This window comes from Paraburkholderia sp. EG286A, assembly GCF_040965375.1.
In the GTDB taxonomy this organism is placed as follows: domain Bacteria; phylum Pseudomonadota; class Gammaproteobacteria; order Burkholderiales; family Burkholderiaceae; genus Paraburkholderia.
In genome coordinates this window covers 90,700-116,512 of record NZ_JBFRCB010000004.1, presented here as the reverse complement: position 1 = coordinate 116,512, position 25,813 = coordinate 90,700, and the positions used below count along the sequence as shown (strand labels likewise).

Sequence of the window (25,813 nt, the reverse complement as noted above, 5' to 3'; positions counted from 1 at the left end):
AGGTGGGCACCCGGCTAGTTAGCCAACGTCAGTCGCTAACGTCAGGTTTTCAGCCGGTAGCCCGTCTTGAAGATCCACGCGGTGATCGCGAGGAACAGCGCGAGAAAGGCGGCCGTCATGCCGAGACTCACGCCGACGTCGACATCGGCGAGCCCGTAGAAGCTCCAGCGAAAACCGCTGATGAGATAGACGATCGGGTTGAACAGCGTGATCACCTTCCACGCCGTCGGCAGCATGTCGACCGAGTAGAAGGCGCCGCCGAGGAAGGTCAGCGGCGTGATGACGAGCAGCGGCACGATCTGCAGCTTCTCGAAGTTGTCCGCCCAGATGCCGATGATGAAACCGAGCAGGCTGAACGTGACCGCGGTGAGCAGCAGGAACAGCGCCATCCACACGGGATGCTGGATCTGGATCGGCACGAAGAGCGCCGCGGTCGCGAGGATGATGAGGCCGAGCACGACCGACTTGGTCGCTGCCGCGCCGACATAGCTGACCACGATTTCGAGGTAGGACACGGGCGCCGAGAGCAGCTCGTAGATCGTGCCCGTGAAGCGCGGGAAGTAGATGCCGAACGACGCGTTCGAGATGCTCTGCGAGAGCAGCGAGAGCATGATCAGGCCCGGCACGATGAACGCGCCGTAGCTGACGCCGTTCACTTCCTTGATGCGCGAACCGATGGCGGAGCCGAATACGATGAAGTAGAGCGAGGTCGAAATGACCGGTGCGACGATGCTCTGCATCAGCGTGCGCCGCGTGCGCGCCATTTCGAACCGGTAGATGGCGCGAATTGCGTAGTGGTTCATCGGGAGGTTACCTGTCCTTTGCCGTCTTCTGCGACCGAAGCTGTAGCAGCGGGCCGTGAAGCGGCCGCCGGGTCCTTATGGACGAGACTCACGAAGATGTCCTCCAGCGAACTCTGGCTCGTTTTCAGGTCCGTGAAGCCGATGCCGGCCTCGTTCAGGTTCTTGAGCAGCGTCGTGATGATGTCGTTGCGTTCGTTTTCGCTGTCGTAGGTATAGATGAGTTCGGCGCCGCCATCGGCCAGTTCCAGCCCCCACGCGGCGAGCCCATCCGGAATCGCGCCCAGCGGGGCGTCGAGCTGCAGCGTCAGCTGTTTGCGGCCGAGCTTGCGCATCAGCTCGTCCTTGTGCTCGACGAGCATGATCTTGCCCGCGTTGATGACGCCGATGCGGTCGGCCATCTCCTCCGCCTCGTCGATGTAGTGCGTCGTCAGGATGATCGTCACGCCGTTCGCCTTGAGGCCGCGCACGAGTTCCCACATGTCGCGGCGCAACTCGACGTCCACGCCCGCCGTCGGCTCGTCCAGAAACAGGACTTGCGGCTCGTGTGCGAGCGCCTTCGCGATCAGCACGCGGCGCTTCATGCCGCCCGAGAGCGTCATGATCTTGTTGTTCCGCTTCTCCCACAGCGAGAGGTCGCGCAGCACGCGCTCGACATAGGCGGGGTTGGGCGGCTTGCCGAACAGGCCGCGGCTGAACGATACGGTGGCCCAGACCGTTTCGAACGCGTCGGTCGTCAGCTCCTGCGGCACGAGGCCGATCAGCGAGCGCGCGGCGCGGTAGTCGGTGAGGATATCGTGACCGGCCACGCGCACACTGCCTTCGCTCGCATTGACGATGCCGCAGATGATGCTGATCAGCGTCGTCTTGCCCGCGCCATTTGGCCCCAGCAGCGCGAAGATTTCGCCCCGCTGGATGTCCAGATCGATGTTCGTGAGCGCCCGGAGTCCCGATGCATAGACTTTCGAGAGATTCTCGATGGAGAGGATCGTTTGCATGTGCGTGACATTACCAGAAGCGGGTAAAAGTCACCGGGCGGCCCAACGCGGGACGTCGGAGATCGCCAGGGAAAACCCTCTCATGTCATTCCCATTCGCTGGGAATCGTATCGTTCGGGAATGGGGCGCGCGGTCTCGGCGGCCTCGTCGCTAGTCCCATTCTGCGCGCCGCCTAGCGCGGGAATGTACTCAGTTGTGCGGGCTACGATCGCGCTGCCGATCGTAGTATTCTCTAGCGACGCGGCCTCGGGGGGCGCAGATGTGCCATCACGAAGCAGTGCAGACATCCACATAAAGATCCACATAAAGAGGAGAGGTTGAATGAAGTTGACGAAGCTCCTGTTCACAAGCGCGCTTGCCGTATCGGCTCTGGGATTTACCGCCATTTCCGCCCACGCGGAAGATCTGCTGGATTCCGTCAAACAGGCCGGGGTGCTCAAGATCGGTCTGGAAGGCACCTATCCCCCGTTCGATTCCCGTGACAGCAAGGGCGAACTCGTCGGCTTCGACGTCGACGTCGCGAAGGCCGTGGCGGCCAAGCTCGGGGTCAAGCCCGAGTTCATTCCGACCGAGTGGAGCGGCATCATCGCGGCGCTGCAGGCCGGCAAGTTCGACGTGATCGTCAATCAGGTGACCGTCACGCCGCAACGTCAGCAGGCGCTCGACTTCAGCCAGCCGTACACGTACTCGGCCGCGCAGCTGATCCAGCGCTCCGACGACAAACGCGAATTCAAGACGCTCGACGAATTCAAGGGCGACAAGAAGCTCGGTGTGACGCTCGGCACCAACTATGACCAGATGGCGCGCGCCGTGCCCGGCATCAACGTGCAAACCTATCCCGGCGCGCCCGAGAAGCTGCGCGACCTGGCCGCGAAGCGCATCGACGCGACGATGGACGACCGCCTGATGCTGCCGTACATCATCAAGACGTCGAATCTGCCGCTGCGTCCGGGCGCCGTGTTGCCGGGCGCCGATCAGCAAATGGCCATTCCGTTCCGCAAGGGCAATCCGAAGTTCGAGAAGGCGATCAACGACGCGCTCACCTCGCTCAAGCAGGACGGCACGCTCAAGAAGATCTCCATGCAGTGGTTCGGCCAGGACGTGACGCAACCGCTCTCGCACTAACGCTACAGGCATTTCGCAATACTCGCGCCGGCCGCTTTCCTGGCCGGCGCGCTCGCTGCAACCCTCCTTCCTACCGCGCCGCCTGCGTCCTCGTCCGCAGCTTCGCGACTTCCGCCGCGCCCACTCCGCCTGCCTTGTTGTTCCAGCCCGCACGCACGAACGTGAGTACATCGGCGATCTGCTTGTCGCTTAGGACATCTGCATAAGCGGGCATGGGGTACGGCGCGGGCATGCCCTGGATCACGAGATCGCCCGTGCCGTTGAGCGTGACGTTGATGAGCGACGACGGGTCTTTCTCCAGCACGTTCGGATTGCCCGCGAGCGGCGCGAACATCGGCGCGAAGCCGCGCCCGTCGGCGCCATGGCAATGCATGCAATACGCCGTGTAGACGCGCGCGCCCGCATCGCTCGCCGGGCGCGAGAGCGACACTTTCGTCGCCTGCGCATCATAGGCGTAGGCCGATGCGCCGTCGCCGCCCTTCGCCGGCAGCGACTTCAGGTAGACCGCGATCGCGTTGACGTCCGCGTCGTTCATGGCCTGGGTGCTCTTGTTGACCACGTCGGTCATCGCGCCGAACGCCGAGGCGTGCTGGTTCGCGCCCGTCTTCAGGAACTGCGCGAGGTCCGCTGCGCTCCAGCGCCCGAGGCCCGTGTTGTGCGCGCCGGTCAGGTTCGAGGCGAACCAGCCGTCGAGCAGGGCGCCCGTGAGCCAGGCGTCGCCGCTTTCGTCGAGCGCCTTCTCGTTGAAGCCGATGCCGCGCGGCGTGTGGCACGAGCCGCAATGGCCGAGACCCTGCACGAGATACGCGCCGCGGTTCCATGCCACGTCCTTGCCCGCCTTGTCCTGGTACGCGCCCTTCTCGAGGAAGACGGCGTTCCAGATCTTGAGCGGCCAGCGCATGTTCATCGGCCACCTGATGTCGGCGTCGCGGTTGCTCTGCTTGACCGGCTGCACGCCTTGCATGAAGTACGCGTAGAGCGCGGCGACGTCCTCGTCGCGCACCTTCGCATATGACGGATAAGGCATCGCCGGATAGAGGTTGTGGCCGTCCTTGGCGACGCCCTCGCGCATCGCGCGCGCGAAGTCCGCTTGCGTATAGCCGCCAATGCCGGTGTCCGGGTCGGGCGTGATGTTGGTCGAGTAGATGCGGCCAAGCGGCGTGTTCATGGGCAGGCCGCCCGCGAACGGCTTGCCGTGCGGCGCCGTATGGCACGCCGCGCAGTCGCCCACGGCGGCGAGGTAGGCACCGTGCTGGATCGTGGCGGCGTCGGCGGCGCCCGCCGCGAGGGCGGGGCGCGCGCTCACGCACGCGAATGCCGCGAGCGCGAGCGTGGCGCCGGCAAAGCGGCGCAGGCCGCGGGCTCGTTGGGATGCGTCGATCGTGTTCGTCATGGTTCGCTCCCTCAAGCCGACTGCGCGGACGCGCCCGCGTTCACGAGCTGGCGGCCCACGGGCAGGTGCCGCAGACGTTTTCCGGTCGCCGCATAGATCGCATTCGCCACGGCCGGTATGACCGCCGAGGTCCCGGGCTCGCCGATCCCGCCGGGCGCTTCGGCGCTCTTCACCAGATGCACTTCGATCACCGGCATCTGGTCGATGCGCATGATCCGGTAGTCGGTGAAGTTGGTTTGCGTGACGCGTCCGCGCTCGATCGTGATCTCGCCCCACAGCGCGGCCGTGATGCCGAACACGATGCCGCCCTGGATCTGCGCCTCGATGGTCTCGGGATTCACGGCCATGCCGCAATCTACGGCGCAGACCACGCGGTTCACACGCACCTCGCCGTCGTCCACGGTGACGTCCGCGACCATGCTGAGGAAGCTGCCGAACGCGTGCATCACCGCAACGCCGCGCCCCTGGCCCTTCGGCATGGGTGGTCCCCAGTTCGCGGCGCGCGTGGCCACGTCGAGCACATTGAGCGCGCGCGGCGATTTGCCGAGCAGGTTGCGGCGGTAGGTGACCGGATCGGTTTTCGCGGCCACCGCGAGTTCGTCGATGAAGCTCTCCACCACGAACGTGCCGCGCGTGGGCCCCACGCCGCGCCAGAACGCGGTGGGCACCGCGTGCGGCTCCTGGCGCACGTATTCGATCAACTGGTTCGGCAGGTCGTAGGGCAGGTCGGCGGCGACTTCCACGGCATCGGGATCGACGCCGTGCTGGAACGCGGGGGGCGCAAAGCGCGCCATGATCGAGGAGCCCGCGATGCGGTGCTGCCAGGCCACGGGCTTGCCGTTCGCGTCGAGCCCGGCCGAGAGACGGTCGTAGTAATACGGCCGGTACATGTCGTGCTGGATATCTTCTTCGCGCGTATAGAAGACCTTGACCGGCACGTCGAGCTGTTTGGCGATCTTGACGGCCTGGGTAATGAAATCGGTTTCGAGCCGCCGCCCGAAGCCGCCGCCCAGCAGGTGATTGTGCAGCGTGACCTGCTCGGGCTTCAGACCCGTGACGGCCACGGCTGCGTCCACGGCGCGCGTGGGCACCTGGCTGCCCACCCAGATTTCGCAGCTATCGGGTTGCACGTGGACCGTGCAGTTGACCGGCTCCATCGTTGCGTGCGCAAGGAACGGCTGCTGATAGACGGCGTCGATGCGCGTTTTCGCGCCGCCGAATCCGTGCTGCACGTCGCCATCCTTGCGCGCGACGGCACCCTCGCGTTGCGAGGCGCTCGCGAGATCGGCGACGATCTGCTGCATCGACACGTTCGCGCCCGCGCCCTCGTTCCACTCGACGACGAGCGCCGCAGCGCCCCGTTTCGCGGCCCACGTGTGCGCGCCGACTACGGCCACGGCGTTGTCGATCTTCACGACCTGCGTGACGCCGGGCACCTGCTTCGCGTGCGTGTCGTCGACCTTCGCGAGCGTGCCGCCAAATACAGGGCAGTTCACGATGGCCGCGTAGACCATGTCGGGCAGGCGCACGTCGAGGCCGAAAAGCGCCGAGCCGTCCACCTTCTCGGGCGAGTCGAGGCGCTTTGTGGGCTTGCCGACCAGCGTGAAGTCTTTCGGGTCCTTGAGCGCGACCTTCTGCGGTACGGGCAGATGGGCGGCCGCATCGACGAGCTGGCCATAGGCGATGCGCCGGCCGCTCGCGTCGTGCAGCACCTCGCCCGCTTTGGCGTGGCAGGTGGCCGGATCGACTTGCCACTGCTGCGCCGCCGCCTGGATCAGAACGGTGCGCGCGGCCGCGCCCGCTTCGCGCATGGGCTGCCAGGCAAAGCGAATCGACGTCGAGCCGCCCGTGAGCTGGCCGCCCAGCAGCGGGTCGGTGAAGAGCTTCGCATTGGGCGGCGCGTGATCAATCGTGACGCTATCGAGCGGCACTTCGAGTTCTTCCGCGATCAGCATCGGAATCGAGGTGTACACGCCTTGCCCCATCTCCACCTTCGGGACGATCAGCGTGACCTTGCCCGAGCGGTCGATCTGCACGAACGCGTTCGGCTCGAACACGCCGTCTTGCGGGGCTTCGTTGCCGTCGCCGCCAACGACCGACTGACGCGTCTGGCTGTCACCCTGCGCGCCGGCGGAAAAGCTGATGCCGAGCAGCAGGCCGCCGCCCGCCGCTGCGCCGAGCTTGAGAAACGTGCGGCGCGAGAGTGGGCCACTCATGGAGACATGCTGCTTGCGTTCTGGCGCGCCGTTTTGCGCATCGAGGAGACCCTGTGACATCTCAGGCCTCCTTCGCGGCTTGCTTGATGGCGGCGCGAATGCGCGCATAGGTGCCACAGCGGCAGATGTTGCCCGCCATGGCGGCGTCGATATCCGCGTCGCTCGGGTTCGGATTCGCGGCGATGAGCGCTGTCGCCGACATCACCTGTCCCGATTGACAGTAGCCGCACTGCACGACGTCGATCTCGCGCCAGGCCTTCTGCACCTTCTGTCCGGCGGGGGTGGCGCCGATCGCCTCGATGGTGGTGATCCTGCGGCCCGCAACGGCCGCGACGGGCAGCACGCACGAGCGCGCCGCCTCGCCGTCGAGATGCACCGTGCAAGCGCCGCACTGTGCAATGCCACAGCCGAACTTCGTGCCGGTGAGGCCGACGATGTCGCGCAGGACCCAGAGCAGCGGCATGTCGGGCGGCGCGTCGACCGTATGAGTTTCTCCGTTGATCGTTAGCGTCGTCATGGAGCGGCTCTCCGAGAGTGGGGATTTGTCGTTCTCGATCGTGCAATCGAAGCGTCCGCGCGCCGGCTGTTCTGCGTGGCTTGCCTAATGAGCCAGCCAAAGCGCAGGCCCGTGGGCACGGCCTTTCGATAACCGCACGAGTGTAGCGCCGCCGTTAAATACGTGCAGAAAACGGTTCGGGTGTGGTGACTCGCTTACGGCGTTTCTAAAGCGCTGGTGAGCGTGAATCGCGCGATATCTCCCGCCGCGTAGGTTTCACCGGCGACGCGCATCGTTTGCCGTCGTCGAGTTCGACCGTGGAGTATGGCCCCGGCGTCTGCCAGGTTGCGCAGCGTGTAGATGTTGCCAGGTTCGGCGCCCGGCATATCGGGTCGCTGTGCCACCGAGCCGCTCGCGATGAGCACGGCGTCGAAGGCCCCGGCGATGGCGAGCCTCGTCGTCGATCTTCAGCTAACGCTGATCAGCGAGATGCTCTTTGCTATTGCGGCCATCGCCTGTTCAGTCACTTCAATGCATCGCAACGGCGCTGGAGCTCTGGCTCGCGCTCTATTTTCTCGGAGCGAAAGGAAGCTTTCTGCAGGCAATCGTACTCGAGTCGCTCATCCAGGCGCTCAGTAGTGTCGCGTTCTTTGTGCCTGGCGGACTCGGCGTTCAGGAGGGGGGATTCTTGCTGATCGGCACGGTACTCGGTTTCAATCCGCAGACTTGCCTCGCACTTGCGGGTGCGCGAAGGTTTCGTGACATCATCGTCTTTGTGCCCGGGCTCGTCGCATGGCAAGTCGCGGAATGCGCGTGACGAGCGACGCGCGCCGGCCGGTTCCGCAACAGGCGGCGAAACAGCGAACTCCGGCGCAAGCGCTTCCGATCGTGAAGCGCAGTAGAGGGACCAAAGCGCGCGCCACTTCCCCATTGCTTCACGGCGCCCGGGGCGCAATCGTGGCCTGCGATCTTCTCAGGTCTCGTACTTGAAGGACACGGATACCCGGGTCCGATATTCAACGACCTTGCCGTTTTCGATCTTGATGTCGAGTTTGCAGACTTCGGCGATTCGCAGGTCGCGCAACGACGCGGCTGCGGTTTCCACTGCATTTTTTGCGGCTTCCTCCCAGGAAGTCGTGCTCGTGCCGATGATTTCCGTCACCTTATAGACGCTGGAATCCGTGCTTTTGGTCATGGTCTTTCTCCGTGTTGAGATGGGCGATGGACCGCCACGCGCATTCCGCGTGCCTCGCAGATACGCTGGGAGACACGCTCCATGGCCGCCGCACGGAAACCCGGCGCTCGCTTCGCGATCTCCTCCGGCAGCTTCCATCGGGCGGCGGAAGGAGGGCGGCGGAAGGAGGGCGGCGGAAGGAGGGCGGGCATGCGTTTTGCGCACGTAGCGCGCCGCATTCATTGCATCGAGACGGATTCAGTGAGCCAGGCCGCCCGCGATGCGGGAATAGCGCGTCAAACACCGAGCAGTCAGGAGCGCCTGATGGACGATGAGACCAAAGCCAAGCCGATCGTGCGCACTGGCGTTCCCGGGCTGGACGATGTCCTGGCGGGAGGGCTGACTCAGGGAAACCTGTTCCTTCTCGAAGGGAGCCCCGGCACCGGGAAAACGACCATCGCCCTGCGGTTTCTCCTTGAAGGTGTCGAGGCGGGCGATCAGGGCCTTTACATCACGCTGTCCGAAACGGAGCGGGAATTGCGCGACGGCGCCGCGTCGCATGGCTGGCAACTGGGCGATCGCGTCGCCGTGTTCGAGGTGGTGCCCCCGGAGAGCCTGCTCGATGCGGATCAGCAACAGAGTCTGCTGTATTCGTCCGATCTCGAGCTCGGGGAGACGACCCGCCTGATCTTTGATGCCTTCGAACGAGTTCGGCCCAGGCGGGTCGTCCTCGACAGCCTGTCGGAAATCCGTCTGCTCGCGCAGAGTTCGCTGCGTTACCGCCGCCAGGTGCTCGCCATCAAGCATTACTTCTCGCGACAGGGAGCGACCGTCCTCTTGCTCGACGACCTGACTGCAGATGCCGCAGACAAAACCGTACACAGCGTCGCCCACGGCGTCATCAAGCTCGAAGAACTTGCCCCTGACTATGGAGCCGAGCGGCGCAGGTTGAGGATTTCCAAGTACCGGGGGCAGGCGTTCCGTGGTGGCTATCACGACTTCACCATCAAACGCGGAGGTGTTGCCGTGTTTCCCCGACTCGTTGCCGCGGAACATCGCGTCAGGTTTGCACGCGAGCAAATGACGAGCGGCGTGGCGGAACTCGATGCGCTTCTCGGCGGCGGCATCGAACAGGGCTCGAGCACTTTGGTGTTAGGACCGGCGGGCACTGGCAAAAGCATTTTTGTGCTTCAGTTCATTTCGGCTGCGGTCGCCCGGGGCGAGAAGGCGGCGCTGTTCGCCTTCGACGAAGAACTTGGACTGCTCTTTGACCGGACCCGCGCGTTGGGTTTCGACCTTGAAGCGATGCGCGACGCCGGACGGCTGCATGTGGAGCAGGTCGATGCCGCGGAACTCTCGCCTGGCGAGTTCGCCCAGCGCGTACGCACTTGCGTCGATCACTCCGAGGCCAAAACGGTGGCCATCGACAGCCTCAACGGTTACCAGGCTGCCATGCCGCAGGAGAACGCGCTCGTCCTGCATATCCACGAATTGCTGCAATACCTCAACAGGCAAGGCGCGACGACTTTCCTGACGGTAGCGCAGCATGGGCTCGTTGGCGACATGAAGGCGCCCGTCGACGTCACGTATCTTGCCGACACGGTCATCCTGCTGCGGTATTTCGAGGCACTGGGAAGCGTGCGACGTGCGGTGTCGATCATCAAGAAGCGCACCGGTCGTCACGAGGAGACGATCCGGGAATTTCGCATTGGGCGATTCGGTCTGAACGTCGGGGCACCGCTCGACAGCTTCCAGGGCATCCTGCGCGGTGTACCCACGTTCGTGGGTAACACAGGGCCGCTCATGCCGACGGGCGCCGCTGGCAATGAAAGCACCTGATTTCAATCGCTGTCCCGCACTGGTTTTTACACCTGTTGGGCGAGACGCTGTCGTTGCCACGGCTCTCCTGAAGGAGGCAGGCGCGCTGGCGTGCGTATGTGGCGATTTCGAGCAATTCGTCGCAAAGCTCGGTGAGGGAATTTGTTGCGCGATCGTGACCGACGAGGGGCTGCGAGGTGCCGACCTCAAGCCACTCGAAAACTGGGTTTCGGCGCAGCCCACATGGTCGGACCTTCCGTTCATCATCCTTACGCAGCGCGGGGGCGCGCCGGATCGGGACCCCGAACTGGCCCGACTCGCGGCGACGCTGGGAAACGCGACGTTCATCGAGCGCCCGTTTCATCCGCGGACGTTTATCAGCGCGGTTGGCACCGCGCTGCGTGGCCGGGCGCGGCAGTTCGAAGCCCGTCTGCGTATCGATGAACTGCGCGAAGGCGAGGCGCGCCTGCATACCGCACTCACGGCAGGGAAACTGGGCTCATGGGAGCTGGACCTGTCGACGTTCGCACTCGTGGCCTCGCCTGCGTGTCACGCGATTTTCGGGCTTGCGTCAGGCGAGCCTTTCACGTACACCGATCTCATTGCCGGCATCAGTCGCGACGACAGGCCCCGCATAACCGACGCAATCAATCGCAGCCTCGCGACCGGCTGCGATTTCGCACTCGAACTCTGTACGATCTGGCCAGACGGGACGGTGCATTGGGCGGACATGCGCGCGCGGCTGGTTCGAGACGGCACTCGAAAGATCGCGCGGCTCGTCGGGGTGACATCCGATATCACCCTGCGCAAGGCGGCGGAAGACAGCCTGCAGCGGGTCAACGACATGCTCGAGGCAAGGGTTGCCCAGCGCACTGCGGAGCTCGAGCGTACCCACCAGCTCGTGCTGGACGAGATCCGGCAGCGCGAGCGCGCGGAAGAGTTGCTGCGCCAGGTTCAGAAGATGGAAATGATCGGGCAGTTGACGGGCGGGGTTGCCCACGATTTCAACAACCTGCTGATGGCCATCATGGCCAATCTCGAACTGCTGCGCAAACAGCCGCGGGACGCCATTCGAGCAACGCGACTGATCGACGGCGCGCTTAGGGGAGCACAGCGTGGCGCCGCGCTTACGCAGCGCCTTCTGGCCTTCGCGCGGCAGCAGGATCTCAAGGTCGAGCCGACCCACCTCCCCACCGTGGTTCGTGGCATGATCGATCTCCTGGAGCGGTCGATTGGGCCGCGAGTGGCGCTGGAGCTGAGTTTGCCGGAGGGCATTCCGCTTACCCTTGCCGATGGGAATCAGGTCGAACTCGCGCTCCTGAACCTGGTGGTCAACGCCCGCGACGCGATGCCGGAGGGAGGGGCGTTGTCGATAGCGGTCGATGACATACACACGTGTTGCGACAACGGACTGCCTGCGGGCGATTACGTACGCATCATCGTCACTGATACCGGGAAAGGCATGGATCCGGACACCCTTGCGAAAGCAACCGAGCCGTTCTTTACAACGAAAGAGCTCGGCAAAGGGACGGGGTTGGGTCTCTCGATGATTCACGGACTCGCGCTGCAACTGAACGGCGCCCTGCGCCTCGAGAGCGAGGCGGGACGAGGGACGCGGGTAGAGTTATGGCTGCCCGTTACCTCGCGACGCGTCACGCCCGATGACCTGCAGCACGATGCGCAGCCGGAGGGCAGCGCAATCGATCCGATCCAGGCGAGCATTCTTCTCGTCGATGACGATGCCCTGATCGCAACGAGCACTGCGTACCTCCTTCAGGATATGGGACATGAGGTGATCGAAGCCGACTCGGGCGCAGGCGCACTCGAGATCCTGAAGGCGGGGCGCAAGATCGATCTCCTGCTCACCGACTATTCGATGCCACGAATGACGGGCCTGGAGCTGGCGCTGGCCGCACGCGAGTTGCGCCCGGCACTCCCTGTGATCCTGGCCACTGGCTACGCAGAGCTTCCGCAGGGAGCCGACGTCGAAATCCAGAGACTTCGTAAACCGTATCAGCAACACCAGCTTGTCGCGGAGATAGCGAAGGCCCTTACCAAGGCCAGGGCCATCGGGTAGTGGTCCGACGCCACGTTGCCTATCCCCCTCTTCAATGCCGGTGGTTTCACCGCCAGCCTCGCCACTGTCCGAAAGCCGTGCTCAAGGTTCGGTCGTGCCAGTGCGGCCGTCGAGCCTTAGGCGCGCCTAAACGAGCGACGCTACGGCCGCGCGGAATGTCGCTTGCGCTCGAACCCATCGAGAGCTGAGGAGCTTATCGAGGGACGACATGGAAAAAGCGCAAGACACGTCGCAGCGTAGCGAAACTACACATTTTGACCAGGGAGCCGAGGCATCTCCCTTGCCACTGTGGCAGTACGCGAAGGAAAGCAGGGTGCCCGGCACGAAATCGATACCGCTTCGCGCGGTGGCCATCGACAAGGCCACCCGCGATGGCGCCTGAAGGCTCGCACAGTGGCCGCGCGTACATGGCAGGGCAGGCTGAACCGGCGCATGTCGCTCATCACGGCGGCGGTGCTGCTCGGCGTGATCTACGCGGGGAGCACCATGGTCACGCCGCTCTATCCGCTTTATCAACGCAGCTTCGGCCTTTCCGAACTGACGGTCACGCTCGTCTACGCCACTTACGTAACCGGCAATCTCGTAGCGCTGTTCGCGTTTGGGCGCGTCTCCGATCAGGCAGGGCGGCGCGCCGTCAGCCTCATCGTGCTCGCCGTGGCGATCGTGAGTGCGCTGGTGTTCCTGTTCGCCGTGCACCCCGTCATGCTCTTTCTCGGGCGCGCACTTAGCGGGCTCGCCATTGGTGTTGGCGCAGCGAGCGCAACGGCATGGATCGCGGAGTTGTACGCCGCCGACGACAAGGCGAGTGCGAGCCGGCTCGCTGCGGCCGTCAATCTCGCGGGCCTCGCGGTCGGCGTGCTGATCGCGGGCCTCCTTGCACAGTTCGCGCCGTGGCCGTTGCGCCTGCCCTTCATCGTTTATCTGGCCGTGCTCGTGGTAACGGCAGCATCGACGGCGCTCGCCTGCGAAACGGTCGAATCGCCCACGCATTCGCCCGCGCAGCTTTCGCTCAAGCCACGTGTCGGGGTGCCACGCGATCTGCGCTTCGCTTTCGTGGCGCCCGCCGTGACGGCTTTCGCTACCTTCGCGCTACTGGGGTTCTACGCTGCACTGCTGCCCAATCTGCTCGCCGGGAGCATGCGCATACACAGTCCTGCGCTGAGCGGCGCGGTGGTTGCCGAACTCTTCCTGGCCGGGGCGCTTACGGTCATCGCGACGCCCATGCTTGCGGCGCGGACCGCGATGTCGGCGGGGCTATGGTTTTTGCCGCCCAGCCTCGCCATCCTCCTGTGGGCGCAGATTGACGGCTCGCTCGCCTGGCTACTGGCGGCGACGGCGCTTTGCGGTGTTGCGAGCGCGTGGGGATTTCGCGGTAGTCTCCAGGAGATCAACCGCATCGCTCCCCAGGACAAGCGCGCGGAATTGCTATCGGCCTATCTGTTGTGCTGCTACACCGGAAACTCGGTGCCTGCAGTCGGCGTTGCGCTGCTTGCGGGCGCGGTTGGCCATCTGTGGGCCAATGTGGTGTTCGCAGTCTTCTGTGCCGCGCTCGCGTGCGTCGCACTCGCGGTCGGCGCACGAGTGGCGCGCCGGGCGGCATGAGAGGAGCGGGTGCGAATCAATCGCCGCAGAGGCATGATCCGTGCGCAGAATCCAGAAGACACAATACTTGTGGACGAGATCCACCTAACTCAAGGCATGCTCATGCCCCGTCTCCTTGAACCAGAGATGACCCGGTCTCCCCGATGTTCAGTCACCGGGTGGCTACGCGGTACGGTGTGTATTCTCATCCTCGCCGCATGGTACCCGTCATCCATCGTGCAGGCCGCTCAAACGGTCGACAATGCCACCATCTTGCGCGCCACCTACGAGACCCTGAAACCACAACTCGACCAGAACGCATTTCATCGGAGGCTGTACCTCGATTCCCGCGAGTCCTCATCCACGGTCGCAGGCGAAATCTACGCTGTGATGGACTACCCGTTCACGAAGGTCAGCCGTATCCTCGATGCCCTGTCGCACGGCCCAAAGAACTGGTGCGACATACTGATCCTGCATCCCAATGTAAAGTACTGCCATGTTTCGCATAGCAGCAGCGCAGACACGCTGACTGTCAACGTCAGCCAGGACCAGGTGCCCGAAGAGAAGCTCGCTTCCACTTACCGCCTTCAATTCGAATACGATCCGGCGATGACCAGCCCGGGATATTTCCGGATAAACCTCCACGCCGCGAGCGGACCGCTGGACACCCGCGATTACCAGATCGTTCTGGAAGCGGTGTCTCTCAGAAGTGATCGCACGTTTCTGCACTTGACCTACGCATACAGCTACGGCGTATTCGGGCGTCTCGCCATGAAGGGCTATCTGGCAACTTTCGGTCGCGGCAAGGTCGGATTCACCAATATCGCGGGTCCGTCCGCGACAGAGCCGAAATACGCCGATGGGGTGCGCGGCCTCGTCGAACGCAATACCATGCGTTATTACCTGGCTATCGATGCCTTTATCGGCGAACCGTCCAGCCTGCCCGATACGCGCCTGGAGCAACGCCTGAATGAGTGGTTCAGCGCCAGCGAGCAATATCCGCGACAACTGCACGAAATCGACCGGCAGCATTACATCGATATGAAACAGGCAGAGTGCCGGCGCTTGCAGACAAGCCAGTAGGTCGTGATGCGGTCGTCTCGGACATGAGTGATGCCGAATCGGGTTTCCGGCTGCCCCGCGACGCCCGAACACCCCAAACTCACCTTGACTTCCATTTAGATGATGACTACCATCTAAACAACATCGAATCACGGAGCGGGGTCGCATCATGAGGAAGTCGAAAGTCGAAACGGCGCAGACGCGGGAGCGCATCGTGGAAGTCGCCGCTGAAGCATTCAGGGCGAATGGCATCCACGCAACGGGCCTCGCCGACGTGATGGCCGCCGCCGGGCTTTCGCATGGCGGCTTTTACCGCCATTTCGAGTCGAAGGACCAGCTGGTTGCCGAGGCGTGCGAAGCGGGGCTGGCCGGCATCGTCGAAAACCTCGTCGCCGCTGCGGATGGGGCCACGGGCGAGGACGCGTTCCGGGCGGTCGTGGACGCGTACATGTCCACCGGTCATCGAGACGCGCGCGCGAACGGTTGCCCGCTTGCCGGCATGGGCAGCGAGCTGGCGCGCGCGGACGACGCGACGCGCGCGGCGGCGTCGCGCGGTTTCGACGCGCTCGTCGACATGCTGGCGGCGCGCATGGCGTCACCGGAGGAAGAGGCGGACCGCTCGCAGGCCGTTTTCGCGCTCGCGGCCATGATCGGCGCGCTGACCATGGCGCGCATCATCCCCGATCCGGACGCTTCCGCGTCGCTGCTGGAAGACGTCAGGCAACGCATCGAAACGATCTGAACGAAAACTGTCGCCAGAGACTGGCGATTTATTTCGGGTACACATGTGCATATGCACTTTAACGGAGAGCTCATCATGCAACAGCGTAAATTCCTGATTACCGGCGCCACGGGAAAAACCGGCGTGCACGTGGTCAATAACCTGCTCGAAGCCGGACACGCGGTTCGCGCGATGGTCCGTACGGAAGACGCGCGCAGTGCCGCGCTGCGCGCCGCCGGCGCCGAAGTGGTGGTGGGCGATCTGCTCGATCACGACGACCTGATCCGCGCCACCTCGGGCGTGACGGGCGCTTATCTCTGCTATCCCGTTCGGCCCGGGTTCATTCAGGGCACCGCGTATTTCGCGGACGCCGCGCGCCGCGCCGGTCTCGAAGTCGTCGTGGAAATGTCGCAGATTTCCGCGCGCGAGAATGCGAAGAGCCACGCCGCGCGCGATCACTGGATCGCCGAGCGCGTGCTCGACTGGTCGGGGGTGCCGACCATTCATGTTCGCCCGACCTTCTTTTCCGAATGGCTGATCTTCCCGTGGGTGCGCGACACCATCGTCCAGCAAGGACAGATCACGCTGCCTTACGGCGCGGGTCGCCACGCGCCGATCACCGCCGTTGACCAGGCCCGCTTCATCGCCACGGTGCTCGCGCAACCCTCGGGCCATATTGGCAAGCGCTACGAACTTTGCGGGCCGGTCGAACTCGACCACCAGGGCATTGCCGACGAGATCGGCAAGGTCATCGACCGGAAGATCGCTTATCGCCCCGGTACACTCGATGAATATCGCGCGCATTTGCAGAAGTACGACCTTCCCGAGTTTACGATCCAGCACTTCATCGAAGTCGCTGTCGACTATCAGAACGGCGTGTTCAAGGGGACCGATAGCATCATCGAGGAAGTGACCGGCAAGGCGCCGCAGACGGTCGAGGCGTTCGTTCGCGAGCACCGCGAGCTCTTCCGGGCCTGATTCAAACGAACACTTTGCATGATCAATTTCATTGGAGATTCAAAATGAAAATCAGGAATTCCGTCGTGTTTGTAACCGGTGCAAGCCGTGGCCTCGGTCTGGCCTTTGCACGCGAGGCCCTGGCCCGCGGGGCCGCAAAGGTCTACGCTGGGGTGCGCAACCCGGAAGGCTTCAACGAACCCGGCATCGTTCCGGTCAAGATCGACGTGACGGATCCGGCCTCAGTTACGGCTGCCGCGAAGATCGCCTCGGACGTGACACTGCTCGTGAACAACGCAGGGATTGCGGAAATTCTCGCGTCCCCGCTTGCGGAAGAGGCAGAAGACCAGGCGCGGCGCATCTTCGAAACGAACTTTTATGGCGTGATTCGCACGACACGCGCGTTCGAATCCGTGCTGCCCAGCGACGGCAACGGCGGCGTGATCAACGTGCTCTCCGATGTCTCGTGGCGAGCCGTGCCGTTCCTCGCGCCGTATTCCGCTTCGAAGGCGGCGGCATGGAGCTACACCAACAACATCCGCCTGCACTTCAGGGAGCGCAAGGTCGGCGTGGTCGGCGTGCATGTGGGCTTCGTGGATACCGATCTCACGAAGGATTTCGACGTGCCGAAAGTCAGTCCAGTCGATGTCGTTCGCCAGGCCTACGACGCGCTCGAAGCGGGAGAGAGCGAAGTGCTCGCGGATGCAGGCAGCCGTGAGTTGAAGCAATCGCTTTCGGCGGCGGTGCCGGGGTATATCGATCCTTCGGCGCTGATGGCATAGTGTGCCGTACTCGGCGGCAAAGTGCCGGTGCGCCGCGCGCATGAAGACTGCGCGGCTCCGGCCCTCGATATCGGCCGGATGTAGAGCGAAGTGCCGGAAGCGACAGGTTTCGAATCATCGCTTCGTTCGATAAATGATTCGAACTGCGAATGTTTGAATTCGTGTATCGGCAGTTAAGGCGAGTAGTCCCTCCGTTGCGTTCTCTGTGTGAGATTCCCCACACAACCCGCATTTACGGTCTTGAGCGTCGTGTCAAAACCGCTGATTGTTGAAGAGAGGGCTCCCGCCACGCGAATGTCACGAACATGCTTCGAAGAGCAGCCGGCTGTGCAGTCTCTCGTTTCTTTGAAGCGCAAGCACGCGGAGCCGCACATGTTCAACAGCACCGTACTCGAAGTCGGCATTGGCCTGGTATTCTGCTATTTCGCGGTGAGCCTTGCCGTCAGCACCGTGACCGAGCTTTTCGCGTCGCTTTTGCAGTTGCGCGCGAAGTGTCTGCTATCCGGCGTCAAGCAGATCCTGAACGACCCGCAGTTCAACGGCATGGCGCGCGACCTCTACAACCACGCGCTCGTGAGCCCGCGCGACGCCGGTGACGCGACGAATGCGAGCGACCTGAAGTACAAGCCCTCCTATATTCCGTCGAAGGACTTTGCCCTGGCGATGATCGATATCCTTCGGCGCGCCCCCGGTGCCGACCAGGACATCGGCCAGTCGATTGCCACCATCCAGAACCAGCAGTTGAGGGAGGTGTTGCAGGCGATGTACCGGCACGCCAACCAGGATGTCGGCCAGTTTTCCGACGCGCTCGGCAAGTGGTTCGACAACGGGATGGACAGGCTTTCCGGCACCTACAAGCGCTGGTCGCAGTTCATTTCATTTGCCGTGGCGCTTGTCATCGTGATTGCACTGAACATCGATACGGTTTTTCTGTTCAGGATTCTATGGATGCATCCCTCGCTCGCGGGTGCGCTGCACGGGAACGCGTCTGCCGATGCGGTTTCGCTGATGAACCAGTTGCCGATCGGCTGGCAAAGGGATGGCGCCTACGCCGACGGCGTGGCCTGGATGATCGTCGGCTGGCTGCTCACGGCGAGCGCGACGTTGTTCGGCGCGCCGTTCTGGTTCGACCTGCTGCAAAACGTGACGAACCTGCGTGGAACCGGGCCGTCCACCGACGATGCCGCACGCAAAGCGGCTTCGAACTGAGAGCCCACGGGTTCAATCACCTCTCGGCAAAATCAGCTCGGCATCGAGCCCAACGGTACGCCCCTCCACCACCCGATTGCGTAGCACGAGCGTGCCGCCATGCGCGCTTCGGCTTCGTGTGGACCCGCACACAACTGGGCGGCCTCGACACGATCAACGGCGCGGACAGCCTCGGCCTCGTGCAGAACGGGCAGGGCGCGAGCTTCAGCAACTACGAGGTGAACGCGAGCTACCCGTTCACGCCGCAATTCAGCCTGAACGGCGCGTACACCTACACACAGGGCGCGCTCTCGAGTTCAGGCGGCGAGCATCACCCGCGCTGGCACGAGGTGTCGGTGCAGGCCGACTATTTCCTCTCGAAGCGCACCGACGTCTATGCGCAGGCGAGCCACCAGCACATCAGTGCGGATGGATCGGGTCTGGGTGCGGATATCGGCGGGCAGTCGCCGTCGTCGACGAATCAACAGACGGTTGTCGCGATCGGCATGCGGCACCGGTTCTAGGCGGCGGGCAGCCTAAAGCAGGCTGACAACGCTGACGATGCTACTCACGCCGGTGTCAGCGATAACACCAACGCCAACACCGGCTCCGGCGAGCATCGTCCCACGGCACGCCGGCGCGCCGCAGCGGCAGATGTATTCGCGCACGCTGTCTTCGCAGGCGTCGTCGGGCAGTTCGAGTGCGTAGTCGATGAACAGCTCTTCGCCCGGCAGGATGTCGCGGCACGCGTCGATGAATACGTGACCGTCGATTTCGATGGTTTCGCAGTTCGCCTGGCACGCGTGATTGAGCCAGCGCGCCCAGTTGCCGCCCTGGCCGCCGTCGATCACGCGTCCATCGGAAAGGCCAAAGAGAAACGTATGCGCGCCGTCTTCACGCAGACGATAACGCCGGGCCGCGCTACGCCAGCTCATGATCTTGCCTTTGTATTCGAAGATGCGCTCGCCGGCCCGCAGGGCACGCAACGCATAGACGCCTTTTCCGTGCACCGGCGATTGCCGGACAGTCATTCGTTTGCTCATGGCCATCTTCGCGCGTTGAACGCGTGCAGTATAAGCGGCCACGATGAATGCGAGTGATGAAAATGGATATGGCCAACGACGCTGCGTATGGCGCCTTCGCACAGTGCGTGCACCGTATTGAAGCGGACGGCGTCCGATTCTTCGTTTCTGACAAGTGTGCGCCCCACAGTTGACCTCGCGGGCAGGATCAGGGCAACATACCCGGGTTTCTTTCGCGGGTTTCCGGATCCAATTCTCGAGTGGGCATATGGCAAGCACGAATGAGCCAGGCGCAGACGCCTCGCTGACCTATCGGCTGAAAGCACTGACCAAGATCGCCGACCGCATGAGCAGCGAGATGTCGCGCGACAAGCTGGGGGTGCCGTATCCGGAGGCGAGCATCATCGCCGCGATCGGCACGTTCGGTCCGCAAACCGTGATGGACATCTCGCGGCGCGCCAACCTCGACAAGAGCCAGGCGAGCCGCACGGTCGAGGCCATGCTCTCGAAGGAGATCCTCGCGCGCACGGGCAACGACAAGGACGGACGCAGCGTCATCATTTCGCTCACCGCCGAAGGCCGCAAGATATTCAGGAAGATCGGCCCGACCCTGGACAAGCGCGAAAGCGACCTCTACCACGGGCTGAACGAGGCCGAGCGCGTTGCGCTGCGCTTTTTGCTCGACAAGGTCCTCGCGTCACACGGCTGGGACGCCACGCCCTGACCGCTTCCCGGTTCGCGCCTGAATATCTGGTACGCGAACGTCATTGAATTGTCATCAAATTGCCACCGCGAAGCGTAGCACCGCTTCGCGGTGCGCCAGGCGTTAACGCTCAGTGGCGCCCAAGCATAAAAGAATGGCATTTGAAGCAAAAAGCGCTTCAATGGATTGCCGTATCGTTCGCTCACATCGAAAAACATGCTGGTTGCGCCTGCGAATCGCCGGCCGCCACATGCGGATCTAATTTCATTGGAGCAGGACGGACATGAAAGACATCATCGCGGAAAGCCAGGAGACGAGCGCCGAGGATCGCGCAACACATGCCGTGCCACGCAGCGGCGCGGATCGCGCGAGCCGCGGCGCGGCTGCGCGTTCGCCTTCGAACTGGGCGTGGGCGACGCCGACCAGTCAGTACGACTGGATGGATGGCCACGCGCCGTTCGCTGCGCTCGATTAACAAAAATGTCAATGATCTGAAGAAGGATGCGCTCAATTAAGCGCTCTTACGCGACAGGATGTCGCCTGCGCGCGGATTATTTCGGCACTATAGTTGACTTGTCATGTAACTGAAAGTGAACGGCAGGCAACGCCGGAATGGAGGCAAGGATGTTCAGGAACATTAGCGAAACGTATCTGGACCTGGTGGGCGATCGCACGCGCGTGGAAACCTCACGAGTCACGCAGACACTATTCATGAAGGACAGGCTGGGCAGCCAGCTTCTGGTGATCACCCAGCGGGGCAAGCCGCAGGCCGTATTCCCGGCGACGGATCGCAATATCGAGGTGATCTTGTGTGCTGGCTTGCGCATACACGAATACGTCATGCTCGACGGCGAGATCGACTATCAGGAAATCGCCGAAAGCCGCGACCATTTCGAAGACGCGGCCGAAGGCATCGCCTTCGAAGCCGCGCATGCCTAGCCGCTATGCCTGCTTCGGCGCCTGGATCATCTTCCAGCCGTTGCCGGCAGGATCGCGAAAGCCCGCGTCGACGCTGCCGTAGCGGTCGACCGGCTCCTGGGTGAATTCCACGCCCAGACCCTTCAGGCGCTCGTAGCTCGCGCGGCAGTCCGCCACGGCGAGCACGAGGGGCGGCATGGCGCCCTTGGCGACCATGGCGCGCAGCGTTTGCGCAGTGGCCTCATCGTGAACGGGCGGCCCGGGCAGGAACAGCCCGAGCTGGAACGATGGCTGCTCCGGGTGCTGGACCGTGAGCCAGCGGTACGCGCCATTGCGCACGTCGGTATGCACACGGAATCCGAGTTTGTCGACGTAGAACTTGAGCGCCTCGTCCTGGTCGTCGACGTACAGGCCCACCACATTGATACCCTGATTCATAACACCTCCCTGGTTAGTGATCGCACTTCAGGGCCGCACTTTAGCCTTGCCCGCACGCCGCCGCTTCTCCAAAACTGCTGTGGTGAGGTCGGGGCGCTGCGCGGCTTTCAGCACGCAGGCGGGCACCCGGTCGATCTCGGGCAGGTTGGCCCGCGCCTGAACGCGCATGGCGCTGGGGCTCGAGCCGGTCACGTCGCGAAACGTGCGGCCAAAGGTGCCGAGACTCTCCCAGCCGGTGGCGAAAGCGATATCCGTGATGTCGAGATCGGTGTCGCGCAGCAGGGTGGTGGCCTGCTCGATGCGCCGCGTGAGCAGGTAGCGATGCGGCGGGAGCCCGAAAGCGCGCTTGAAGGAGCGTGCGAAATGCGCTTCGGATACGCCGCTGACCTCGGCCAGGCGCTTGACGGGCCACGCCTCGTGAGAGGCGGCGTCTATGCGGTCTTTCGCGCGCAACAGACGGCGCAGCAGGGCCGGGTCCAGCAGGGGTTCGGCGTCGGGCGGTTCAGGATGCGCGTCGGTGAGCGTGGGCGCATCGGCGTGGAGGGCTGCGCTGGCTGGCATGCATTCGTCTTGAGTGGGCGGCATGCCGGTAGTGTAGGCCCAACGGCGCTCGATCGCCGACGATCGGCTTTCGACTGGTTGGGCCTGCCAGGCGTCGCTCACTGCGATTCGACGAACTCGATGATCTCGCCGTTGTCGCGCTTGAGGTACAGGTCGGCGCCTTTCATGCGCACTTCGTTGCACGAATACGGCATCTTGCTGCCTTTGCTGCAGATCTTGCCGTCCTCGGCTTTCCAGTCGCCGTGGTCGGCAAAGCCTTTGCTCGACTTGAAGTCGTAGTCGCCGTTATTGCCGTACTGCACATGCCACGTGCTGCCGTCGGCGATCTTGATGTCGAATGCCTTGCCCGAGAGGCGTTGCTGGAGGTCGGCCGCGCTGGGGCTCGCGGAACCGTCCGGGAATGCCGCTGCGTCGGCAAAAGCCGTAGCGGGAACGATGAGCAGGAGGGCAAGCAGCTTGTTCATGGGAGGTCTCCTGAAAAGCCGGATTACTGCCTTGCTTCGACACGATGGAGCGGCGCGCTCGTCCAGCGGATAGCCCGACGCGAGGCGTGGAGGCGGGCGTTGGGCGTCGCTCCCGTTGACGTTTTCACTATAGCGCCGGGCGCTTGCGCCAATGTGGCCTGGCGCACACAAGGCGTGTAACCGGGGCAGCACTTCGATGCCCGCGCATCGTTGCACATGCCCCCGAGGTGCGCTGGCGGGCCTCGAAACGACAGCCCGCCACGACCTTACTTCAGCCGTCCCGCGAGGAACTGCTGGAGCCGCTCGCTGCGCGGCGCATTGAGCACGTCCTTGGGGTCGCCTTGCTCTTCGATCTTGCCCTTGTGCAGAAACACGACGTGATTCGACACGTTGCGCGCGAAGCCCATTTCGTGCGTGACGACGATCATGGTGCGGCCTTCCTCCGCGAGCTTCTGCATGACCTTGAGCACTTCGCCCACAAGCTCGGGGTCGAGCGCGGAAGTGGGCTCGTCGAACAGCATCACTTCGGGCTCCATGGCCAGCGCGCGAGCGATCGCCACGCGCTGCTGCTGGCCGCCGGAAAGATGCGAGGGGTACTTGTGCTCGACGCCGGCGGCCAGCCCCACCTTGTCGAGGTACTTGCGCGCGCGGGCCTCGGCTTCGCTGCGGGAGAGGCCGAGCACGCTGACCGGCGCCTCGATGATATTCTCGAGCACGGTCATGTGCGCCCAGAGATTGAAGTGCTGAAAGACCATCGAAAGGCGCGTGCGCATTTTCTGGAGCTGCTTCGGATCGCTCACGCGCAGCGCGCCGCCGCGGTCGGCGCTCGTGCGGATCTCCTCGCCGTTGAGCGTGATGCGTCCCGAGCAGGGCGATTCGAGAAAGTTAATGCAACGCAGGAACGTGCTCTTTCCCGAACCGCTCGATCCGATCAGGCTGATCACGTCGCCAGCCTTTGCCTTGAGCGATACGCCCTTCAAAACCTCGTTCTCGCCGAACTTCTTGTGCAGGTCGTCGACAATCAGCTTGTACATACTCGGTTCACTCCATCAAAACTGCGTGAAATTCTTAGTGGCCTTGCGGCTTCAGATACGCCAGCACACGTGTTTCGAGGCGGCGGAAACCCCAGATCAGGGCGAAGACGATGGACGCATAGAGCGCCGCCGCGATGCCGTACGCCTGGAACGTCATATAGGTGGCGGAATTCGCATCGCGGGCCACTTTCAGGATGTCGGGCACGGTCGCGGTAAACGCCAGCGTCGTGGCGTGCAGCATGAGGATCACCTCGTTGCTGTACGAGGGCAGCGCGCGCCGAAATGCCGAAGGCAGAATGATGCGCGTGTAGATCTTGGTCTTCGACATGCCATACGCCTGGGCCGCTTCGATTTCGCCATACGCGGTCTCGCGAATCGCGCCCGCGAAGATTTCGGTGGCGTAAGCGCACTCGTTCAAGGCAAACGCCAGCAGCGTGCAATTCATGGCACTGCGAAAGAAGTCGCCAAGAACCGGATTGGCCTGCACGAAATGCAGGCTGTAGAGGCCGGTGTAGAAGAGCAGCAGCTGCACATAGAGTGGCGTGCCGCGGAACACGTACGTATAGACCCAAACCGGCCGCGAAAGCCACGGGTTGCGCGACGCGCGCGCAATGGCGAGCGGCACGGCAAGCAGGAAGCCCGCCACGATCGACACGACCAGCAGCCAGAGCGTGATGGCGAGGCCGCTCGTGTTGAAGCCGTCGCTGAACAGATAGTTGGGCCAGTATTGACGAAGCAGTTCGATCACAGCGCTGCCCTCCGCACACCGGTCGAATAGCGCTTTTCGAGGCGGTGCAGTGCCAGGTTGGAAACCGTGGTGATGGCGAGATAGATCGCGCCGGTCACGAGCGTGAAAAAGAAGAACGCCTGGGTGGCCTTGCCCGCGTCCTGTGCGGCCTTCACCACATCGGCGAGACCGATGATCGAGACGAGCGCCGTGGCCTTCACGAGCACCTGCCAGTTATTGCCGATGCCCGGCAGCGCGAAACGCATCATCTGCGGGAACAGAATGCGCGTGAACACGCGCGTGGAACTCATGCCGTAGGCGAAACCGGCTTCGATCTGCCCGCGCGGCACGGCGAGAAACGCGCCGCGGAAGGTCTCCGTGAAGTACGCGCCGTAAATGAAGCCGAGTGTGATGACGCCGGCCACGAACGGATCGATGTCGATCTGGTCCATGCCCATCATGTCGGTCACGTCGTTGAGCCAGATCTGGATGCTGTAGAACAGCAGCAGCATGAGCACGAGATCGGGCACCGCGCGAATGAGCGTGGTGTACGCCGTGCCGATGCGCGCAAGCATGCGGTTGGGCGAGAGCTTCGCGGCAGCGCCCGCAAGCCCGAGCAGAAACGCGGCGCCGAGCGAAAGCACCGCGAGCTTGATGGTTTCCCACGTGCCCGCAAGGAGCAGCGGGCCGAAGCCTTGAAAGACCATGGAAGGTGTCCTCGTTCAGGGGAGCGGCGCTCCCCCTGGTTATTGCAGATGAAGACGGCGGTGCTTAACCGCCGTACACGTCGAAGTCGAAATACTTCGACTCGATCTTCTTGTACGTGCCGTCCTTGATCATGTCGGCGATCGTCTTGTCGATCTTCGCCTTGAGGTCGGCATCGTCCTTGCGCAAGCCGATGGCGGCGGCGCCCGTGGGGATCTCCGCGCCCGCGAACGCAAAGCCTGCGCCACGCGGCGTCTTCAGGAAGCCGAGATTGGCCTGCACTTCGTCTTGCAGCGCGGCGTCGAGGCGCCCCGACTGCAGATCCAGATAGACCTGGTCCTGGTTCTGGTAGGGAATCACGTTGATGCCCTTGGGCGCCCAGTTCTGCTTCGCGTAGGTTTCCTGAATCGAGCCTTGCTCGACGCCCACCGTCTTGCCCTGCAGCGAAGCGATGGTCGGCTGCAGCGGCGAGCCTTGCTTCGCGACGAGGCGAGTAGGCGTGTTGAACAGCTTCGCCGAGAAGGCGATCTGCTGCTCGCGCTGCGGGGTGATCGTGAGCGCGGACAGGGCGCCGTCGAACTTCTTGGCCTTGAGGCCCGGGATCATGCCGTCGAAATCCTGCTCGACCCACACGCATTTGGCGTTCAGGCGCCGGCAGATTTCGTTGCCGAGGTCGATGTCGAAACCGACCAGCTTGCCATCGGTCGCCTTCGACTCGAACGGCGCGTAGCTCGCGTCGGTGCCGAAGCGGATGGTCGACCAGTCTTTCGCGTACGCGCCACCGGCGGCAAGGGCGAGGGCGACACACAAGGCAAGTTTCTTCATGAAGTCTCCGATAGGAATGGTTGGCATG

General features: G+C 63.5%; 28 protein-coding genes and 1 pseudogene. 15 read left to right on the top strand and 14 right to left on the bottom strand.

Annotation, left to right across the window (positions count from 1 at the left end; genetic code table 11):
* Positions 1-41: 41 nt before the first annotated feature.
* Both AB4Y35_RS19395 and AB4Y35_RS19390 read right to left on the bottom strand, forming a co-directional pair.
* On the bottom strand, positions 42-803 hold the full coding sequence (locus tag AB4Y35_RS19395) for an ABC transporter permease (RefSeq protein ID WP_042270119.1): 762 nt from the start codon (positions 801-803) through the stop codon (positions 42-44).
* Positions 800-1,798, bottom strand: a complete 999-nt coding sequence (locus tag AB4Y35_RS19390) for an ABC transporter ATP-binding protein (RefSeq protein WP_368705514.1) — start codon at positions 1,796-1,798, stop codon at positions 800-802. The genes AB4Y35_RS19395 and AB4Y35_RS19390 overlap by 4 nt, the downstream gene beginning before the upstream one ends.
* A 321-nt stretch (positions 1,799-2,119) precedes the next feature.
* Between AB4Y35_RS19390 and AB4Y35_RS19385 the strand changes: the two genes are divergently transcribed.
* Positions 2,120-2,923 (top strand): transporter substrate-binding domain-containing protein, encoded by an 804-nt coding sequence (locus AB4Y35_RS19385; protein WP_368705513.1) that lies wholly within the window; start codon positions 2,120-2,122, stop codon positions 2,921-2,923.
* A 70-nt stretch (positions 2,924-2,993) separates the two neighbouring features.
* Here the strand turns inward: AB4Y35_RS19385 and AB4Y35_RS19380 are convergent, their stop codons facing one another.
* From AB4Y35_RS19380 to AB4Y35_RS19370, 3 genes are read right to left on the bottom strand one after another with little or no spacing between them, the layout of a single operon-like run.
* Positions 2,994-4,316: a cytochrome c gene (locus AB4Y35_RS19380; RefSeq protein ID WP_368705512.1), complete on the bottom strand. Its 1,323-nt coding sequence runs from the start codon at positions 4,314-4,316 to the stop codon at positions 2,994-2,996.
* A gap of 11 nt (positions 4,317-4,327) precedes the next feature.
* Complete coding sequence (locus AB4Y35_RS19375; protein WP_368705511.1) at positions 4,328-6,592, bottom strand: molybdopterin cofactor-binding domain-containing protein; 2,265 nt, start codon at positions 6,590-6,592, stop codon at positions 4,328-4,330.
* A gap of 1 nt (position 6,593) precedes the next feature.
* The gene (locus AB4Y35_RS19370; RefSeq protein WP_368689981.1) at positions 6,594-7,049 is read right to left on the bottom strand and encodes a (2Fe-2S)-binding protein; all 456 of its coding nucleotides are present in this window, start codon (positions 7,047-7,049) and stop codon (positions 6,594-6,596) included.
* 499 nt (positions 7,050-7,548) lie between these two features.
* Between AB4Y35_RS19370 and AB4Y35_RS19365 the strand changes: the two are divergent.
* A pseudogene (locus AB4Y35_RS19365) lies at positions 7,549-7,845 on the top strand (lysylphosphatidylglycerol synthase domain-containing protein); the annotation flags it as partial.
* A gap of 156 nt (positions 7,846-8,001) precedes the next feature.
* Here the strand turns inward: AB4Y35_RS19365 and AB4Y35_RS19360 are convergent.
* Positions 8,002-8,223 carry a dodecin family protein gene (locus tag AB4Y35_RS19360; protein WP_368690012.1) on the bottom strand — a complete coding sequence of 74 codons (222 nt, stop codon included), beginning with the start codon at positions 8,221-8,223 and terminating at the stop codon, positions 8,002-8,004.
* Positions 8,224-8,526: 303 nt separating this feature from the next.
* Between AB4Y35_RS19360 and AB4Y35_RS19355 the strand changes: the two genes are divergently transcribed.
* The 10 genes from AB4Y35_RS19355 to AB4Y35_RS19310 all read left to right on the top strand — a co-directional run bounded on the left by AB4Y35_RS19355 (position 8,527) and on the right by AB4Y35_RS19310 (position 18,912).
* Positions 8,527-10,041 carry an ATPase domain-containing protein gene (locus tag AB4Y35_RS19355; RefSeq protein WP_368706112.1) on the top strand — a complete coding sequence of 505 codons (1,515 nt, stop codon included), beginning with the start codon at positions 8,527-8,529 and terminating at the stop codon, positions 10,039-10,041.
* Complete coding sequence (locus AB4Y35_RS19350; RefSeq protein ID WP_368705510.1) at positions 10,028-12,097, top strand: ATP-binding protein; 2,070 nt, start codon at positions 10,028-10,030, stop codon at positions 12,095-12,097. Before AB4Y35_RS19355 ends, AB4Y35_RS19350 begins: the two co-directional genes overlap by 14 nt.
* Positions 12,098-12,305: 208 nt before the next feature.
* Positions 12,306-12,479: a hypothetical protein gene (locus AB4Y35_RS19345; RefSeq protein ID WP_368705509.1), complete on the top strand. Its 174-nt coding sequence runs from the start codon at positions 12,306-12,308 to the stop codon at positions 12,477-12,479.
* 50 nt (positions 12,480-12,529) lie between these two features.
* Entirely contained in the window at positions 12,530-13,699 is a 1,170-nt protein-coding gene (locus tag AB4Y35_RS19340) for an MFS transporter (RefSeq protein WP_368705508.1), read from the top strand.
* A gap of 174 nt (positions 13,700-13,873) precedes the next feature.
* Positions 13,874-14,761, top strand: coding sequence for a hypothetical protein (locus AB4Y35_RS19335; protein WP_368705507.1), 888 nt, complete (start codon positions 13,874-13,876; stop codon positions 14,759-14,761).
* 148 nt (positions 14,762-14,909) lie between these two features.
* Entirely contained in the window at positions 14,910-15,482 is a 573-nt protein-coding gene (locus AB4Y35_RS19330) for a TetR/AcrR family transcriptional regulator (RefSeq protein WP_368705506.1), read from the top strand.
* A 75-nt stretch (positions 15,483-15,557) separates the two neighbouring features.
* Positions 15,558-16,439: an NAD(P)H-binding protein gene (locus tag AB4Y35_RS19325; protein WP_368705505.1), complete on the top strand. Its 882-nt coding sequence runs from the start codon at positions 15,558-15,560 to the stop codon at positions 16,437-16,439.
* A 44-nt stretch (positions 16,440-16,483) separates the two neighbouring features.
* Positions 16,484-17,200, top strand: a complete 717-nt coding sequence (locus tag AB4Y35_RS19320; protein ID WP_368705504.1) for an SDR family oxidoreductase — start codon at positions 16,484-16,486, stop codon at positions 17,198-17,200.
* A 372-nt stretch (positions 17,201-17,572) separates the two neighbouring features.
* On the top strand, positions 17,573-18,409 hold the full coding sequence (locus AB4Y35_RS19315) for a hypothetical protein (protein ID WP_368705503.1): 837 nt from the start codon (positions 17,573-17,575) through the stop codon (positions 18,407-18,409).
* Between the two features lie 116 nt (positions 18,410-18,525).
* Positions 18,526-18,912 carry a porin gene (locus tag AB4Y35_RS19310; RefSeq protein WP_368705502.1) on the top strand — a complete coding sequence of 129 codons (387 nt, stop codon included), beginning with the start codon at positions 18,526-18,528 and terminating at the stop codon, positions 18,910-18,912.
* Between the two features lie 12 nt (positions 18,913-18,924).
* Here the strand turns inward: AB4Y35_RS19310 and AB4Y35_RS19305 are convergent, their stop codons facing one another.
* Positions 18,925-19,419, bottom strand: coding sequence for an SET domain-containing protein (locus tag AB4Y35_RS19305; protein WP_368705501.1), 495 nt, complete (start codon positions 19,417-19,419; stop codon positions 18,925-18,927).
* Between the two features lie 259 nt (positions 19,420-19,678).
* Here AB4Y35_RS19305 and AB4Y35_RS19300 point away from each other — a divergent pair, with 259 nt between their 5' ends.
* The 3 genes from AB4Y35_RS19300 to AB4Y35_RS19290 all read left to right on the top strand — a co-directional run bounded on the left by AB4Y35_RS19300 (position 19,679) and on the right by AB4Y35_RS19290 (position 21,052).
* Positions 19,679-20,134, top strand: coding sequence for a MarR family winged helix-turn-helix transcriptional regulator (locus AB4Y35_RS19300; RefSeq protein WP_368705500.1), 456 nt, complete (start codon positions 19,679-19,681; stop codon positions 20,132-20,134).
* A 262-nt stretch (positions 20,135-20,396) separates the two neighbouring features.
* Positions 20,397-20,588: a hypothetical protein gene (locus tag AB4Y35_RS19295; protein WP_368705499.1), complete on the top strand. Its 192-nt coding sequence runs from the start codon at positions 20,397-20,399 to the stop codon at positions 20,586-20,588.
* 149 nt (positions 20,589-20,737) lie between these two features.
* Positions 20,738-21,052 carry a hypothetical protein gene (locus tag AB4Y35_RS19290; protein ID WP_368705498.1) on the top strand — a complete coding sequence of 105 codons (315 nt, stop codon included), beginning with the start codon at positions 20,738-20,740 and terminating at the stop codon, positions 21,050-21,052.
* A 3-nt stretch (positions 21,053-21,055) separates the two neighbouring features.
* Here the strand turns inward: AB4Y35_RS19290 and AB4Y35_RS19285 are convergent, their stop codons facing one another.
* The 7 genes from AB4Y35_RS19285 to AB4Y35_RS19255 form a co-directional block, all read right to left on the bottom strand.
* Positions 21,056-21,469, bottom strand: coding sequence for a VOC family protein (locus AB4Y35_RS19285; RefSeq protein WP_368690025.1), 414 nt, complete (start codon positions 21,467-21,469; stop codon positions 21,056-21,058).
* 27 nt (positions 21,470-21,496) lie between these two features.
* Positions 21,497-22,030, bottom strand: coding sequence for a helix-turn-helix transcriptional regulator (locus AB4Y35_RS19280; protein WP_368706111.1), 534 nt, complete (start codon positions 22,028-22,030; stop codon positions 21,497-21,499).
* A 98-nt stretch (positions 22,031-22,128) separates the two neighbouring features.
* Positions 22,129-22,494: a hypothetical protein gene (locus AB4Y35_RS19275; protein WP_368705497.1), complete on the bottom strand. Its 366-nt coding sequence runs from the start codon at positions 22,492-22,494 to the stop codon at positions 22,129-22,131.
* Between the two features lie 266 nt (positions 22,495-22,760).
* Entirely contained in the window at positions 22,761-23,528 is a 768-nt protein-coding gene (locus AB4Y35_RS19270) for an ABC transporter ATP-binding protein (RefSeq protein ID WP_368690027.1), read from the bottom strand.
* Positions 23,529-23,562: 34 nt separating this feature from the next.
* Positions 23,563-24,276: an ABC transporter permease gene (locus tag AB4Y35_RS19265; RefSeq protein ID WP_324140692.1), complete on the bottom strand. Its 714-nt coding sequence runs from the start codon at positions 24,274-24,276 to the stop codon at positions 23,563-23,565.
* Entirely contained in the window at positions 24,273-24,962 is a 690-nt protein-coding gene (locus AB4Y35_RS19260) for an ABC transporter permease (protein ID WP_069263215.1), read from the bottom strand. Before AB4Y35_RS19260 ends, AB4Y35_RS19265 begins: the two co-directional genes overlap by 4 nt.
* A gap of 64 nt (positions 24,963-25,026) precedes the next feature.
* Positions 25,027-25,785 (bottom strand): ABC transporter substrate-binding protein, encoded by a 759-nt coding sequence (locus tag AB4Y35_RS19255; protein ID WP_368705496.1) that lies wholly within the window; start codon positions 25,783-25,785, stop codon positions 25,027-25,029.
* Positions 25,786-25,813 lie beyond the last annotated feature (28 nt).